12 protein-coding genes are annotated in these 16,221 nt (G+C 61.1%); 9 read left to right on the forward strand and 3 right to left on the reverse strand.

Translation table 11 applies throughout. The annotated features are described in order from the left end of the window. The first annotated feature begins 401 nt into the window (after positions 1 to 401). From dnaA to gyrB, 4 genes are read left to right on the forward strand one after another with little or no spacing between them, the layout of a single operon-like run. Positions 402 to 1,931 (forward strand): chromosomal replication initiator protein DnaA, encoded by a 1,530-nt coding sequence (gene dnaA / locus AC5PZ0_RS07130; RefSeq protein WP_027592069.1) that lies wholly within the window; start codon positions 402 to 404, stop codon positions 1,929 to 1,931. A 40-nt stretch (positions 1,932 to 1,971) separates the two neighbouring features. Next, positions 1,972 to 3,075, forward strand: a complete 1,104-nt coding sequence (gene dnaN / locus AC5PZ0_RS07135) for a DNA polymerase III subunit beta (protein ID WP_085272137.1) — start codon at positions 1,972 to 1,974, stop codon at positions 3,073 to 3,075. Positions 3,076 to 3,090: 15 nt separating this feature from the next. Further along, entirely contained in the window at positions 3,091 to 4,194 is a 1,104-nt protein-coding gene (gene recF, locus AC5PZ0_RS07140; RefSeq protein WP_027592067.1) for a DNA replication/repair protein RecF, read from the forward strand. 4 nt (positions 4,195 to 4,198) lie between these two features. Further along, the gene (gyrB, locus tag AC5PZ0_RS07145) at positions 4,199 to 6,619 is read left to right on the forward strand and encodes a DNA topoisomerase (ATP-hydrolyzing) subunit B (protein WP_454242732.1); all 2,421 of its coding nucleotides are present in this window, start codon (positions 4,199 to 4,201) and stop codon (positions 6,617 to 6,619) included. Positions 6,620 to 6,688: 69 nt separating this feature from the next. Here the strand turns inward: gyrB and AC5PZ0_RS07150 are convergent, their stop codons facing one another. Continuing rightward, positions 6,689 to 7,111 carry an RcnB family protein gene (locus AC5PZ0_RS07150; RefSeq protein ID WP_186679306.1) on the reverse strand — a complete coding sequence of 141 codons (423 nt, stop codon included), beginning with the start codon at positions 7,109 to 7,111 and terminating at the stop codon, positions 6,689 to 6,691. Between the two features lie 140 nt (positions 7,112 to 7,251). Continuing rightward, entirely contained in the window at positions 7,252 to 8,553 is a 1,302-nt protein-coding gene (locus tag AC5PZ0_RS07155; protein ID WP_493854585.1) for a sigma-54 interaction domain-containing protein, read from the reverse strand. A gap of 222 nt (positions 8,554 to 8,775) precedes the next feature. On the opposite strand from AC5PZ0_RS07155, the gene AC5PZ0_RS07160 reads away from it, so the two are divergent. The 3 genes from AC5PZ0_RS07160 to AC5PZ0_RS07170 are packed head-to-tail and all read left to right on the forward strand — an operon-like array spanning position 8,776 to position 11,795. After that, positions 8,776 to 9,660, forward strand: coding sequence for an MBL fold metallo-hydrolase (locus AC5PZ0_RS07160; RefSeq protein WP_493854586.1), 885 nt, complete (start codon positions 8,776 to 8,778; stop codon positions 9,658 to 9,660). A gap of 39 nt (positions 9,661 to 9,699) precedes the next feature. Next, on the forward strand, positions 9,700 to 10,980 hold the full coding sequence (locus AC5PZ0_RS07165) for an NAD(P)/FAD-dependent oxidoreductase (RefSeq protein WP_493854587.1): 1,281 nt from the start codon (positions 9,700 to 9,702) through the stop codon (positions 10,978 to 10,980). Beyond that, the gene (locus AC5PZ0_RS07170; protein WP_493854588.1) at positions 10,977 to 11,795 is read left to right on the forward strand and encodes a sulfite exporter TauE/SafE family protein; all 819 of its coding nucleotides are present in this window, start codon (positions 10,977 to 10,979) and stop codon (positions 11,793 to 11,795) included. The genes AC5PZ0_RS07165 and AC5PZ0_RS07170 overlap by 4 nt, the downstream gene beginning before the upstream one ends. On the opposite strand, the gene AC5PZ0_RS07175 is transcribed toward AC5PZ0_RS07170, so the two are convergent. Further along, positions 11,784 to 12,671, reverse strand: a complete 888-nt coding sequence (locus AC5PZ0_RS07175; protein ID WP_027592060.1) for a LysR family transcriptional regulator — start codon at positions 12,669 to 12,671, stop codon at positions 11,784 to 11,786. The genes AC5PZ0_RS07170 and AC5PZ0_RS07175 overlap by 12 nt on opposite strands. Positions 12,672 to 12,831: 160 nt before the next feature. Between AC5PZ0_RS07175 and AC5PZ0_RS07180 the strand changes: the two genes are divergently transcribed. Together AC5PZ0_RS07180 and AC5PZ0_RS07185 are read left to right on the forward strand one after the other, a co-directional pair. Next, the gene (locus AC5PZ0_RS07180; protein WP_493854589.1) at positions 12,832 to 14,478 is read left to right on the forward strand and encodes a GMC family oxidoreductase; all 1,647 of its coding nucleotides are present in this window, start codon (positions 12,832 to 12,834) and stop codon (positions 14,476 to 14,478) included. A gap of 97 nt (positions 14,479 to 14,575) precedes the next feature. Continuing rightward, the gene (locus AC5PZ0_RS07185; RefSeq protein ID WP_493854590.1) at positions 14,576 to 16,195 is read left to right on the forward strand and encodes an MFS transporter; all 1,620 of its coding nucleotides are present in this window, start codon (positions 14,576 to 14,578) and stop codon (positions 16,193 to 16,195) included. Positions 16,196 to 16,221 lie beyond the last annotated feature (26 nt).

The following is a 16,221-nucleotide window of genomic DNA, read 5'->3' on the forward strand; positions in this document are numbered from 1 at the left end:
AAGAAGAGACATTTAAAAAGCTTTCTTAAAGAACTTATAAATCTTAAGTGGATAACTTTCTGTGGGTAACGTTCTACAGCCCAGAAATCGCGGGCTGTACAGAGTTTTGAAACCCTGTCGGTATCCGGTGCTGCGCTTGTGCTCCGCATGCGCAGAAGCTGTGGATTAAAGTGCTCATTATCCACAGGTGAATTATCCACAGATCTCAACCCAGGGTTGTGCATAGCCCTCAGGTGCGGTTATCCACAGAGCTTATGCACAGCGCAATAAAGCCTTTTTGGTCGATAAATGGCTGTTTTGTCATGGCTCCTAACGTATCCACATGTGGATAACTGATCGCTCGACCGGTACAATGGCGGTTTGTTTTTGCCTCATCCGGCTTTCAAACTCAGGGGATATCCGTGTCAGTGGAACTTTGGCAGCAGTGCGTGGAGCTTCTGCGCGATGAACTGCCTGCCCAGCAATTCAACACCTGGATCCGTCCGCTACAGGTCGAAGCCGAAGGCGACGAGTTGCGCGTCTATGCGCCTAACCGTTTCGTTCTCGATTGGGTCAATGAAAAGTACCTGGGTCGTCTGCTCGAGCTGTTGGGTGAGAACGGCAGCGGCATTGCGCCTGCCCTTTCCTTATTAATAGGCAGCCGTCGCAGCTCGGCGCCGCGGGCCGCGCCCAATGCGCCGGTCAGTGCCGCTGTGGCCGCTTCGTTGGCGCAGACCCAGGTACAAAAAGCTGCGCCTGCTGCGATGTCGGTAGAGCCTGCCGCTGCGCCTGTGGAAGCTGCGCAGGTCAATGAGGTTGCCGAGCCTTCGTCGCGTGACAGCTTTGACGCCATGGCCGAGCCTGCGCCGGCACCGGCTACCAACACCCGCACCGAACAGCGCACTGTTCAGGTTGAAGGTGCCCTCAAGCACACCAGTTACCTGAACCGCACGTTCACGTTCGACACCTTCGTCGAAGGTAAGTCGAACCAGCTGGCGCGGGCCGCTGCCTGGCAGGTCGCCGATAACCCGAAGCATGGTTACAACCCGCTCTTCCTTTATGGTGGTGTGGGCTTGGGTAAAACCCACTTGATGCATGCTGTGGGTAACCACCTGCTGAAGAAAAATCCGAATGCCAAGGTGGTCTACCTGCATTCGGAGCGTTTCGTCGCGGACATGGTCAAGGCGCTGCAGCTCAATGCCATCAACGAATTCAAGCGCTTCTATCGCTCGGTCGATGCGTTGCTGATCGACGACATCCAGTTCTTCGCCCGCAAAGAGCGTTCCCAGGAAGAGTTTTTCCACACCTTCAACGCCCTGCTCGAGGGCGGCCAGCAGGTGATCCTCACCTCCGACCGCTACCCGAAGGAAATCGAAGGCCTGGAGGAACGTCTGAAATCCCGCTTCGGTTGGGGCCTCACCGTTGCGGTAGAGCCGCCCGAGCTGGAAACGCGTGTCGCGATTCTGATGAAGAAGGCCGACCAGGCCAAAGTCGAGCTGCCGCATGACGCTGCCTTCTTTATTGCCCAGCGCATCCGCTCTAACGTCCGCGAACTGGAAGGTGCCCTGAAGCGGGTGATCGCTCACTCGCACTTCATGGGCCGCGACATCACCATCGAACTGATTCGCGAATCGCTCAAAGACTTGCTGGCGCTGCAAGACAAGCTGGTCAGTGTGGATAACATTCAGCGCACAGTGGCCGAGTACTACAAGATCAAGATCTCCGATCTGTTGTCCAAGCGTCGCTCGCGTTCTGTCGCGCGCCCGCGCCAGGTAGCCATGGCCCTGTCGAAGGAGCTGACCAACCACAGTCTGCCGGAGATCGGCGACATGTTTGGTGGTCGCGACCACACGACCGTGCTGCATGCCTGCCGCAAAATCAACGAACTGAAGGAATCCGACGCGGACATCCGCGAGGACTACAAGAACCTGCTGCGGACGCTGACGACCTGATGGCCGTCTGCGCAGCTAATTGAAGGCAAGGGACTAGACCATGCATTTCACCATTCAACGCGAAGCCCTGTTGAAACCCCTGCAACTGGTCGCCGGTGTCGTCGAGCGCCGTCAGACCTTGCCGGTCCTGTCTAACGTATTGCTGGTTGTGCAAGGCCAGCAGCTGTCGTTGACCGGTACCGACCTGGAAGTCGAACTGGTAGGCCGCGTGCAACTGGAAGAGCCAGCCGAGCCTGGCGAAATCACTGTCCCGGCCCGTAAGCTGATGGACATCTGCAAAAGCCTGCCAAACGACGTCCTGATCGATATCAAGGTCGATGAGCAAAAACTGTTGGTCAAGGCCGGCCGCAGCCGCTTCACCCTGTCGACCCTGCCCGCCAATGACTTCCCGACGGTGGAAGAAGGCCCAGGCTCGCTGACCTGCAACCTGGAACAGAGCAAGCTGCGCCGCCTGATCGAGCGCACCAGCTTTGCCATGGCTCAGCAGGATGTGCGCTATTACCTCAACGGCATGTTGCTGGAGGTGTCGCGTAACACCCTGCGCGCCGTCTCTACCGATGGCCACCGCCTGGCGCTGTGCTCCATGAGCGCACCCATCGAGCAGGATGATCGCCACCAGGTGATCGTGCCGCGCAAAGGTATCCTGGAGCTCGCGCGCCTGCTGACTGATCCGGAAGGCATGGTCAGCATCGTCCTGGGGCAACACCATATTCGCGCAACCACCGGCGAGTTCACCTTCACCTCCAAGCTGGTGGATGGCAAATTCCCGGACTACGAGCGTGTTCTGCCTAAGGGTGGCGACAAGCTGGTAATCGGTGATCGTCAGGCGCTGCGTGAGGCATTCAGCCGTACCGCGATCCTGTCCAACGAAAAGTACCGCGGCATTCGCCTGCAACTGGCCGCTGGCCAGCTGAAGATTCAGGCCAACAACCCTGAGCAGGAAGAAGCGGAAGAAGAGATCAGCGTCGACTACAACGGCAGCGCGCTGGAGATCGGCTTCAACGTCAGCTACTTGCTGGACGTGCTGGGCGTGATGACGACCGAGCAGGTGCGTCTGATTCTGTCCGACTCCAACAGCAGTGCGCTGCTGCAGGAGGCTGGCAATGATGACTCTTCCTACGTTGTCATGCCGATGCGTCTGTAACCTGTAGCAGACTGAATGTCCCTTCGACGTATCATGGTCACTGCGGTGCGCAACCTGCACCCGGTGACCCTCTCACCCTCCCCCCGCATCAACATCCTCTACGGTGCTAACGGCAGCGGCAAAACCAGTGTGCTCGAAGCTGTGCACCTGCTGGGACTGGCGCGCTCGTTCCGCAGCACGCGCCTGAACCCGGTCATCCAGTACGAGCAGCCAGCTTGCACCGTGTTTGGCGAGGTTGAGTTGACGTCGGGGGGCACCAGCAACCTGGGCGTATCTCGTGAGCGGCAAGGTGATTTCACCATCCGTATCGACGGGCAGAATGCCAAAAGCGCGGCGCAGTTGGCCGAGCTGCTACCCCTGCAGCTGATCAACCCAGACAGTTTCAGGCTGTTGGAAGGCGCCCCGAAAATTCGCCGCCAATTCCTGGATTGGGGAGTGTTCCACGTGGAACCTCGTTTTCTGCCTGCCTGGCAACGTCTGCAGAAGGCGCTCCGGCAGCGGAACTCGTGGTTGCGGCATGGTACACTTGACCCAGCTTCGCAAGCCGCCTGGGACCGGGAATTGTGCCTGGCCAGCGCGGAAATAGATGAATACCGTCGCAACTACATCAAGGCCTTGAAGCCCGTCTTCGAGCGAACCCTGAGCGAACTGGTCGAGCTTGACGGGTTGACCCTGAGCTATTACCGAGGCTGGGACAAGGACCGGGAACTCAACGAAGTACTCGCCTCCTCTCTTCTTCGTGACCAGCAAATGGGCCACACCCAGGCCGGTCCGCAGCGTGCTGATCTGCGTCTTCGTTTGGCTGCCAATAACGCAGCCGACATTCTGTCGCGAGGGCAGCAGAAACTTGTGGTGTGTGCGCTACGCATTGCCCAAGGGCACCTCGTCAGCCAGGCTCGCCGCGGTCACTGTATTTATCTCGTGGATGACTTGCCGTCAGAACTGGACGAGCAACACCGCCGCGCATTGTGCCGCTTGCTAGAAGAATTACGCTGCCAGGTGTTCATCACCTGTGTAGATCACGAATTACTGAGGGAAGGCTGGCAGACGGAAACGCCAGTTGCTTTGTTCCACGTGGAACAGGGCCGTATCACCCAGACCCACGACCATCGGGAGTGAAGGCATGAGCGAAAATCAAACGTACGACTCCTCCAGCATTAAAGTGCTGAAAGGTTTGGATGCCGTACGCAAGCGTCCCGGCATGTACATTGGCGACACCGATGATGGTAGCGGCCTGCACCACATGGTCTTCGAAGTGGTCGACAACTCGATCGACGAAGCCCTCGCCGGTCATTGCGATGACATCACCGTCATCATCCACACGGATGAATCCATCAGCGTGCGCGACAACGGTCGCGGCATTCCGGTTGACGTGCATAAAGAAGAAGGCGTATCCGCAGCCGAGGTCATCATGACCGTGCTGCACGCCGGCGGTAAGTTCGACGACAACTCGTACAAAGTTTCGGGCGGCCTGCACGGTGTGGGTGTTTCCGTGGTTAACGCCCTGTCCGAGAAGCTGGTGCTGACTGTACGTCGCAGCGGCAAGATCTGGGAGCAAACCTACGTTCATGGTGTCCCTCAAGCGCCGATGGCGATTGTGGGTGACAGCGAAACGACCGGTACCCACATCCATTTCAAGCCTTCGGCTGAGACGTTCAAGAACATCCACTTCAGCTGGGACATCCTGGCCAAGCGGATCCGTGAACTGTCGTTCCTCAACTCGGGCGTCGGCATTCTGCTCAAGGATGAACGCAGCGGTAAGGAAGAGTTCTTCAAATACGAAGGCGGCCTGCGTGCGTTCGTCGAGTACCTGAACACCAACAAGACGCCGGTGAACAACCAGGTGTTCCACTTCAACGTCCAGCGTGACGATGGTGTGGGTGTTGAAGTTGCCCTGCAGTGGAACGACAGCTTCAACGAAAACCTGCTGTGCTTCACCAACAACATTCCGCAGCGCGATGGCGGTACTCACTTGGTGGGCTTCCGTTCTTCGCTGACCCGCAGCCTGAACAGCTACATCGAGCAGGAAGGCCTGGCCAAGAAGAACAAGGTGGCGACCACGGGCGACGATGCCCGTGAAGGCCTGACCGCGATCATCTCGGTCAAGGTCCCTGATCCCAAGTTCAGCTCCCAGACCAAAGACAAGCTGGTTTCCTCGGAGGTGAAAACCGCCGTGGAACAGGAGATGAACAAGTACTTCTCGGACTTCCTGCTCGAGAACCCGAACGAAGCCAAAGCTGTTGTCGGCAAGATGATCGACGCCGCCCGTGCCCGCGAAGCCGCGCGCAAGGCGCGTGAAATGACTCGCCGCAAAGGTGCACTGGACATCGCGGGCTTGCCAGGCAAGTTGGCCGACTGCCAGGAAAAGGACCCTGCCCTTTCCGAACTGTACCTGGTGGAGGGTGACTCCGCTGGTGGTTCGGCCAAGCAAGGTCGTAACCGTCGCACTCAGGCGATCCTGCCGTTGAAGGGTAAGATCCTCAACGTCGAGAAGGCTCGCTTCGACAAGATGATCTCGTCCCAGGAGGTCGGTACGCTGATCACCGCACTGGGCTGTGGTATCGGTCGCGAAGAGTACAACATCGACAAACTGCGTTATCACAACATCATCATCATGACCGATGCTGACGTTGACGGTTCGCACATCCGTACCCTGCTGCTGACCTTCTTCTTCCGTCAGCTGCCAGAGCTGGTCGAGCGTGGCTACATCTACATTGCCCAGCCACCGTTGTACAAGGTGAAGAAAGGCAAACAGGAGCAGTACATCAAGGACGACGAGGCCATGGAAGAGTACATGACCCAATCGGCCCTGGAAGATGCCAGCCTGCACCTGGACGAGTCGGCGCCAGCGGTTTCCGGCGTTCAGCTGGAAAGCCTGGTGAACGAGTTCCGTGGCGTGATGAAGACCCTCAAGCGTTTGTCGCGCCTGTACCCACAGGAGCTGACCGAGCACTTCATCTACCTGCCGGAAGTTACCCTGGAGCAACTGGGCGACCACGCTGTGATGCAGGCCTGGCTGGCCAAGTTCCAGGAGCGTCTGAGCAGCACCCAGAAGTCGGGCTTGGCGTATCAAGCCAGCCTGCGCGAAGACAAGGAGCGCAATGTCTGGCTGCCGGAAGTGGAAATCACCTCGCACGGGCTGGCCAGCTACATCACCTTCAACCGCGATTTCTTCGGCAGCAACGACTACCGTACCGTGGTCAACATCGGTGCCAAGCTGGCCAGCCTGCTGGGCGAAGGTGCTTATGTGCAGCGTGGCGAGCGCCGCAAGGCAATCGTCGAGTTCAAGGAAGGCCTGGACTGGCTGATGAACGAAAGCACCAAGCGCCACACCATCCAGCGATACAAAGGGCTGGGTGAGATGAACCCGGACCAGCTGTGGGAAACCACCATGGACCCAACCGTGCGCCGCATGCTCAAGGTCACCATCGAAGACGCGATCGCTGCCGATCAGATCTTCAACACCTTGATGGGCGACGCAGTGGAACCTCGCCGCGAGTTCATCGAAAGCAACGCGCTGTCGGTATCGAACCTGGACTTCTGATCAGGTGTAGGTTGAACGACATGAAAAAGCCCGCGAAAGCGGGCTTTTTTATGCGTGCGGTACGGTGGGTCAGTAGCCGCTGAGAATGTTCACGATCACCCCACTGGCAATCGCCACCAGCACGTAGTCGCCATTCACAGCCAACCAACGGTGGTCACGCGGTGGCGCATAGAGGTGACGTGCACGCCAGTCGGTTACCCAGTAGCGGTCGCCGCGGTAATGGGGGTCAACGGCATGCCCGCGTTGCCATTGCTGATGGGGTATCGGCATACCCGGCTGTGGACGGAAGTTCGGGTTTTGGTAAGGGGCTGGCGCATGGCCGTTACCCGGCCGACCCTGCGGCTGTTTGCCGTGCTGGCCGTTGCCATGCGGTGTGTTGCCCTGATGGGAGGGGCCGTTGTCATGCCCCGGGGGTGGGCCCGGTTGAGCAAAGCTGGCCAGCGGCGCACTGAACATCAGCGCGGCGCACAGCACGGTCAGGGTTTTCTTCATGTGTTGCTGATCCTCTGCATGTTAATGCCCAGCGCAAGTTCTGTTCGCCTGGTGCGGTTAACGGATCAGACAGCGGTTTTCCCAAGCTACTCCTTGGCTCGAGGTAAAGGTCAGGTAAAGGTGGGCAAGGCCTAGACTGCCTACGTGCCCAGGCCCAGTGCCTTCAGGCGTCGATAGAGGGTGCGCTCACTCATGCCCAAGTGGCGCGCCAGCTCACTGCGTGGGCCCTGAAACTGCTCCAGCGCCTGCGCCAGCTCACTCAGGTCGCTTTGGCCTCGGCCCCTGGTCACGCCGGCTGCAATCGGTGGGCCGATGTCGTCAGGCAGGTGCTCGGGACGGATCAGCCCGTCATCGGCAAACAGCCGTGCCCGTTCAAGGATGTTACGCAACTCGCGGATATTGCCCGGGAACGAATGCAGCCCGAGGTGCTTCAATGCGTCATCGGCCAACCTGGGCGCGGGCTGGCCAGCCATACGCTGGAGCAGGCTCTCGACCAGCAATGGCAGGTCCTCCACGCGCTCACGCAGGGCAGGCAGCCGGATAGGAAAGCCACTGATGCGGTAATACAGATCCTCACGGAACGTACCTTCGGCGACCATTTTCTTGAGCGGCTTGTGTGTGGCTGAGACCAAACGGAAATCCGAGTGCACGGTCCGCAGGCTGCCCACCGGGCGGAAGCTGCCGGACTCGATCAGGCGCAGCAGCTTGACCTGCATGGCCATCGGTACTTCGCCAATTTCGTCGAGGAACAACGTGCCGCCATGTGCGGCTTCGGCCAGGCCAATCTTGCGTTGGTTGGCGCCGGTGAACGCCCCTTTCTCGTAGCCGAACAGCTCGCTCTCGAACAGCGACTCGGTCAAGCCGGTGCAGTCGACCACGACCAACGGCCCGTTTGCGCGCGGGCTGCCCATGTGCAGGGCGCGGGCGAACAGCTCTTTGCCGGTACCCGATTCGCCCTGGAGCAACACCGGGATTTGCGCGGGCGCCGCGCGCTGCAGGCTGGCCAATGCTGCCTTGAACGCTGGCGCCCGCCCTACCAAGCCCTGCTGCTGAGGTTGCGCCGCGGCGAGCGTGATGGTGGTGAGGCGCTCGACAAAGGCGACCACCCTGCCCTGCTCATCCAGGATCGGCCGCAGCTCGACGTCCACATGCTCAGGGCCGCGTGGCGTGTGATGAATGTGCAGCACACGTTCCGGCACCTTGCTGTCCCATGCCTTGCGCATGGGGCAATGCTCGCCGGCCTGGTCGCACGGCACGGCATAGTGGTGCGAGACCTTGTGGCATTTTTCACCCAGCGGCGCCTGCTGGTCTCGGCCGAACTGGCGGCGGTAGGCCGCGTTGGCTGCGAGGATGTTGTAATCCGTGTCCAGCACGATGGTGGGCAGGGCATCGTGTTCGAGGTAGGAAACCAACGCTAGGATGATGTGATGAGGCTCAGGCATGACGGCACCGATGTGATAACCCGGCGGAGGGTAGCAAGGACTGCCAAACACTGCCATTGGCTGACAGTCGACTGCCAACGTGGCTGCCATGTTGCCAGGCAAGCGCCAGCCCGGCCCGTATTCATTGGCCAAGGCCTGTGAAAAACCCTGGCATGCATCTTGATAAACCTCTGGTCACTGCCTACGCCTCTATAGGGGGCGTAGGAAACTTTGGAGAACGTGATGATCATCGGTAACAACCTTCACGTGGAAGCCTTCTTCGACGAGGCGACCTCGACCATCAGCTACCTGCTCATGGACGGCGAGACGCGCAAATGCGCGTTGATCGACAGCGTTTTGGATTACGACCCCAAGTCGGGGCGCACCTGCACCGCCTCGGCAGACCGGTTGATCACCCGGGTAAAGGCGCTCGATGCCGAGGTGCAGTGGGTACTGGAAACCCATGTTCATGCAGACCACCTGTCGGCAGCGGCCTATCTGAAGGATAAGCTCGGCGGCAGCACCGCCATCGGTGCGCAGATCACCCAGGTGCAAAAAGTGTTTGGCGCGCTGTTCAATGCCGACCCCGGCTTTGCCCGGGATGGCAGCCAGTTCGATGTCCTGCTGGAGGATGAGGAAGGTTTCCGTATCGGCAACCTGTATGCCCGTGCCTTGCACACGCCGGGGCACACCCCCGCCTGCATGAGCTATCTGGTGGAGGATGGCGGTGAAAAGGCGGTGTTCGTCGGTGACACGCTGTTCATGCCCGACTATGGCACGGCCCGTTGCGACTTCCCCGGCGCCGATGCCCGCACCCTGTATCGCTCGATCCGCCGCCTGCTGGCCTTCCCCGACCAGACCCGGTTGTTCATGTGCCACGACTACCTGCCGGGCGGGCGCGACATGCAATACGTCACGACTGTGGCCGAGCAACGTGGCAGCAATATCCACATTCACCACGGCATCGACGAAGACAGCTTCGTGGCCATGCGCGAAGCCCGCGACAAGACCCTCGACATGCCCGTGCTGATCCTGCCATCGGTGCAGGTCAACATGCGCAGCGGCCACTTCCCTGAGCCCGAGGCCAATGGCGTGAGCTACCTGAAGATTCCTTTGAACACGCTTTAACCGCTTTTACCCATAACGAGATTTCCAGGAAATACCGCCATGCCTGCCTTGCTCCACCCTGCCAACACGCTCAATACCGACCACCACAAAGTGGTTATCGTCGGTGCCGGTGCTGCCGGTATCGCCACCGCGTCCAGCCTGATCAGCCGTGATCCGTCACTGGATATCGCCCTGATCGACCCCGCCGACGTGCATTACTACCAGCCCGGCTGGACCCTGGTCGGCGCCGGTGTGTTCAAGGCGCCAGACACGGCGCGCACCATGGCCTCGACCCTTCCCCGTGGCGTGCATTGGATCAGGGCGCGCGTGCAGGGCTTCGACCCCTTGGGCCAGTTGGTCGTACTCGAAGATGGCCGCGCTATCAGCTATGAACAGTTGGTGGTTTGCCCAGGCCTGAAACTCGATTGGCAGGCCATCGACGGCCTGAGCGAGACACTGGGCCGTAACGGCGTGACCTCCAACTACCGCTACGACCTGGCCTCGTACACCTGGCAACTGGTGCAGCAGCTCAAGCAGGGCCGCGCCGTGTTCACCCAACCGCCGATGCCGATCAAGTGCGCTGGTGCGCCACAGAAAGCGCTGTACCTGTCTTGCGACCACTGGCTGCGCCACGGGCACTTGGGGGATGTGAAAGCCAGTTTCTTCAACGCCGGTGTCGTGCTGTTTGGCGTGGCCGACTACGTGCCCGCACTGATGGCTTACATCGACAAGTACGCCGTGGACCTTAACTACGCCCATCGCCTGGTGGCGGTGGATGGCCCCGGCAAGCGCGCGACGTTCGTGCGTACCTTGGCCGACGGCAGCACTGAAACCCGAGTCGAGGCCTTCGACATGCTGCACGTGGTGCCGCCGCAGGTGGCGCCAGACTTCATTCGCGAGAGCCCGTTAGCAGACAGCGCGGGCTGGGTCGACGTCGACCCGCAGACCTTGCGTCATCGAAAGTTCACCAATATCCATGCCCTGGGCGACGTGGCCAACACCAGCAATGCCAAGACTGCTGCGGCAGCGCGCAAACAGGCGCCGGTAGTGGCCAATAACGTGCTGGTGGCGTTGGGCAGGCTCCCTACCCTCGCCCTGTACGACGGCTATGGCTCGTGCCCGCTGACTGTCGAGCGCGGCAAGATCGTGCTGGCCGAGTTCACCTACGGCGGCAAAGTGGCGCCGAGCTTCCCACGTTGGCTACTCGATGGCCGACGGCCGACGCGCCTGGCCTGGTTGCTCAAGGCGCGGGTACTGCCGCCGTTGTACTGGAAAGGCATGCTCAAGGGGCGTGAATGGTTGGCGCGGCCGCAGCCATTGGTAGCTGAGGCCAAACAGTGATCGAACACCAACTGTTGGGCGCAGGCTTGGGGGCGGTCATCGGTGCCGTGCTGGCCTTGACCGGCGCGGGGGGCGGTATTCTTGCGGTGCCATTGCTGGTGTTTGGCCTTGGCCTGTCGATGGCCGAGGCGGCGCCAGTCGGCCTGTTGGCGGTGGGCCTTGCTGCCGCCGTGGGGGCAGTGCTGGGTTTGCGTCAGGGGTTGGTGCGCTACCGAGCGGCGTTGTTCATCGCCCTGATCGGCATCGCGGTCGCGCCCTTCGGGCTGATGCTGGCGCACCGTGTGCCCAATACGCCGCTGGCATTGGTATTCGCCGGCGTGCTGGTTTACGCCTGCCTGCGCATTTGGCGCAAGGCGGCCAGGGAGCTGCGCGGTGAAGCCAACGATGCTCATCGCTACATCGAACCCTGCGTGCTCAACCCGCTGCAGGGCCGTTTACGCTGGACGTTGCCCTGCGCACGCGCCCTGGCCTTTACCGGCGCGCTGTCGGGATTGCTGTCGGGGTTGCTGGGCGTGGGCGGTGGGTTTGTGATCATCCCCGCCTTGAACCGCTACACCAATTTGCGCATGGCCAGCATCGTCTCGACCTCGCTGGCGGTGATTGCGCTGGTGTCCACGGGGAGCGTGGTCAGCGCCAGCCTGGCGGGGGTGATGCACTGGCAGGTCGGCGCACCTTTTGCGGTCGGTGCGGTGGTCGGTTTGCTGCTGGCGCGGCCATTGGCAGCCAAACTCGCCGGGCCGCGCTTGCAGCAGATGTTTGCCGTGGCCGGTTGGGCGGCCGCCTTGCTGTTGGCCGGCAAGGCGCTACTGGGCTAGCAGCTCGCCCTGTTCGGCGGCACACAGCGCCAGCAGGTAGTCCCACACTACCCGCAGGCGCACCGACTTGTGCAGCTCGCGACGGGTGCAGATCCAATAGCTGCGCTGGATGGTTTCGCTGGGCAGCACCCGGACCAGCGTCGGGTCATGGCGCGCCATGAAGTTGGGCAGCACGGCAATGCCAAGGCCCGCGCGCGCCGCGTGTTGCTGGGCGATCACGCTGGTGCTGCGAAACGCCACGTTGGGCGCGCGGCAGAAACTGTTGAGAAACAGCAGCTCTTGGCTGAACAGCAGGTCATCGACGTAGCCGATCCAGCTGTGCCGAGCCAGGTCTTCGCGGTTGCGCAGCGGCGGTGCGCGGTCGAGGTACGCTTGGCTGGCGTAGAGCGCCAGGCGGTAGTCGGTGAGCTTGCGGGTGATCAGCAGGTCGGCGTTGGGCCGCTCCAGGTGGATGCTGATTTCCGCCTCGCGGTTGAGGATGCTGACGAAGCGCGGCACCGCCACCAGTTCCACCTCAAGGCCTGGGTAGCGCTCGAACAGCGCATTCATGCGCGGGGTGAAGAACATGATGCCAATGCCTTCGGTCACCCCCAGGCGGATCTTGCCCAGCGGGGTGATGGCTTGGGTGATTTCTTCCTGCGCCAGCAAGGCGACGTTTTCCATGGCTTCGGCGTGCTTGAGCAGGGCCTGCCCGGACGGGGTCAGGTCGTAACCTTGGGCGTGCTGCACGAACAGTGGCGTGCCCAGGCTTTTCTCGATGCTCTCGATATGCCGGGCGACGGTGCTGTGGGTGGTATTGAGGCGTTTGGCGGCAGTGAGCAAACGGCCGCTGCGCTGCAACTCGAGGAAAAACCGCAGATCGTTCCAGTCGAACATGCTGATCCTTTTGGGCTGTTCACTCTGGCCGGCGATGGCCAAAGCAGACATGTCACTGTGCTAAAACGCACAGCGGCTGCGCGAAATCTCGTGTTTCCACAGCGAAATTAATCAATAAGATGGTTCGGGACAAGAACAATAATCAGGCGCGAGGTTGCACATGCCATCAGCCGATTCTGTCTTCGACTACGTGGTCGTGGGCGCCGGTCCAGCCGGGTGCCTGCTGGCCAATCGATTGTCCGCCGACCCTTCCTGCCGCGTGCTGCTGCTGGAGGCGGGTGGCCGTGACAACTATCCCTGGATCCACATCCCCGTCGGCTACCTCTATTGCATCGGCAACCCACGCACCGACTGGTGCTTCAAGACCGAAGCACAAAGCGGCCTGGGTGGTCGCAGCCTGGGTTATCCACGGGGCAAGGTGCTGGGCGGTTGTTCATCGATCAACGGCATGATCTACATGCGCGGCCAGGCGGCTGACTATGACCACTGGGCCGAGCAAGGCAACCCAGGCTGGGCCTGGAAGGACGTACTGCCACTGTTCAAGGCCAGTGAAAACCATTTTGCCGGTGACAGCGAGCACCATGGCGCTGCCGGCGAATGGCGGGTCGAGCGCCAGCGTTACAGCTGGCCGATCCTCGATGCGTTCCGCGAGGCGGCCGAGCAAAGTGGCATCGCCAAGGTCGACGACTTCAACACCGGTGACAACCAGGGCTGTGGATACTTTCAGGTCAACCAGCGCAGTGGCGTGCGCTGGAACGCGTCAAAGGCGTTTCTTCGGCCCGTGCTCAGCCGGCCCAACCTGACGGTGCTGACCGGTGTAGAGGTCGATCAGGTACTGCTCAACAACACCCGTGCCCGTGCGGTAAAAGCCCGCTGGCAAGGAGCCTGGCACGAGTTCGCTGCCCGTTGCGAGATCATTCTGTGCGCCGGCGCCGTAGGCTCGCCGGGGATCCTGCAACGGTCTGGCATCGGCCCGCGCAAGCTGCTCGAAGACTTGGGCATTGGCGTGCGGCATGACATGCCCGGTGTCGGCGGCAACCTGCAGGACCACCTGCAATTGCGCCTGATTTACCAGATCCGCAACACCCGTACCCTGAACCAGATGGCCAACAGCCTGTGGGGCAAGATGGGCATGGGCCTGCGTTATCTCTATGACCGCAGCGGCCCGCTGGCCATGGCGCCTAGCCAGTTGGGGGCGTTCGTGCGCTCCAGCCCCGAACATGCCACGGCCAACTTGCAGTACCACGTGCAGCCCTTGTCGCTGGAGCGGTTCGGCGAGCCATTGCACCGCTTCCCGGCCTTCACCGCTTCGGTGTGCAACCTGCGCCCGCTCAGCCGCGGGCGCATCGACATCCGCGCCGCCGATATGCACAGCGCGCCACTGATCGACCCTAACTACCTCAGTGACCCACAGGACTTGCGGGTCGCCGCAGACGCCATCCGCATGACGCGGCGCATCGTCCAGGCCCCTGCCCTCGCGGCCTTCGACCCCCAGGAATACCTGCCGGGCCCTGTCCTGCAAAGCGAAGACGAGTTGTTCGAGGCCGCTGGCAAGATTGGCACCACCATCTTCCATCCCGTGGGCACCTGCCGCATGGGCAGTGGCCCAGAGGATGTTGTGGATAACCAGCTGCGGGTGCATGGCATCCCCGGCTTGCGGGTGGCGGATGCCTCGATCATGCCGCAGATCACCTCCGGCAATACCTGTTCACCCACGCTGATGATCGCCGAAAAGGCGGCGCAACTTATCCTCAAAGGAGCTGCGACCCAGACCTACCTAAACGAAGACGCAATACCGACGCCCTGACCCGGGTGCGTGCAACACCGGCAGCTTGCGGTCGGAGGCTGCCGACAGTGGAACAAAAAGAATAATCACTGTGGCCTGTGGGCCGAGGACAGCAACGATGTCGGATTACATCCAAGAGCAGGGTGCGACGGCCAGCAGCGCCAGCCGTCGTGAAGAAAGAAAGATCATTTTCGCGTCATCCCTCGGGACGGTTTTCGAGTGGTATGACTTTTTTCTCTATGGCGCGCTGGCGGCGGTCATCAGCAAGCAGTTCTTTGCTGGGGTCAACGACACCACGGCCTTCATCTTTGCCTTGATGGCCTTCGCCGCCGGCTTCCTGGTTCGCCCCTTCGGTGCGCTGGTGTTTGGCCGGCTGGGCGACATGATCGGGCGCAAGTACACCTTCCTGGTGACCATTGTGCTGATGGGCCTGTCGACCTTTGCCGTCGGCCTGCTGCCCACCTATGCCAGCATTGGTATTGCGGCACCGATCATCCTGGTAATCCTGCGCATGCTGCAGGGCCTGGCGCTTGGGGGCGAGTACGGTGGCGCGGCCACCTACGTGGCCGAGCATGCCCCGCCGGGTAAACGCGGCTTCCATACCGGTTTCATTCAATCCACCGCCACCCTGGGCCTGCTGCTGTCGTTGCTGGTCGTACTGGGCAGCCGTTACATCAGTGGTGACCAGTTCGAAACCTGGGGATGGCGCCTGCCGTTCCTGCTGTCGATTTTCCTGCTGGCGATTTCCACCTGGATTCGCATGAGCATGCACGAGTCGCCTGCCTTCGTGAAAATGAAGGCCCAGGGCAAGATCAGCAAATCGCCGATCCGCGAGTCGTTCACCTCCTGGCCGAACCTCAAGGTGGTGCTCACTGCCCTGTTCAGCATCAATGCTGGCCAGGCGGTGACCTTCTACACCGCGCAGTTCTACGTGCTGTTCTTCATGACCCAGATGCTCAAGATGGACCCCGCCCAGGCCAACACGCTGCTGATCATCAGTGTGGTGATCGGCGCGCCGTTCTTCGTGTTCTTCGGTTGGCTGTCGGACCGGATCGGGCGTAAGCCGATTCTGATGATCGGCCTGCTGCTGGCCACAGTGCTGTACTTCCCGCTGTTCAAGGCGCTCAGCCATTACGCCAACCCGCAGATCGACGCCGCCAGCCGCCAGGCACCGATCGTCGTGACCGCCGACCCGCAGGGCTGCACCTTCCAGTTCGACCCGGTTGGCAAGGCGCGCTTCGACAGCCCATGCGACAAGGTCAAGACGTTCCTGGTCAAGCAGGGCCTGCCGTACAGCTCGGTGAGCGTGGCTGGCAGCGAGGTGGTGGTCAACATTGGCGACAAGACCATCAATGGTTTCGACGACGCCGCCATGCGCTCGGCGATCGAGCAGGCGGGGTACCCAGCCAAGGCTGATCCGGGGCAGGTCAACGAGGTGATGGTGGTGGTGCTGATCGTGGCGATGATCCTGATCGCGACCATGACCTATGGCCCACTGGCGGCGGTGATGGTCGAGCTGTTCCCGACCCGTATCCGCTATACCTCGATGTCCCTGCCCTACCACATCGGCAACGGCTGGTTCGGTGGCTTCCTGCCGACGGTGTCGTTCGCGCTGGTGGTGTATACCGGGGATATCTTCTACGGGCTGTGGTACCCGGTGCTGGTGACCGGCATCAGCCTGGTGGTGGGGATTTTCTGCCTGAAAGAAACCAAGGACGTGGACATCGACAAGGTCTGACATACCTCAGGTTCACCCTTAAAAAA

The sequence above is a fragment of the Pseudomonas sp. 5.2 genome, assembly GCF_059025405.1.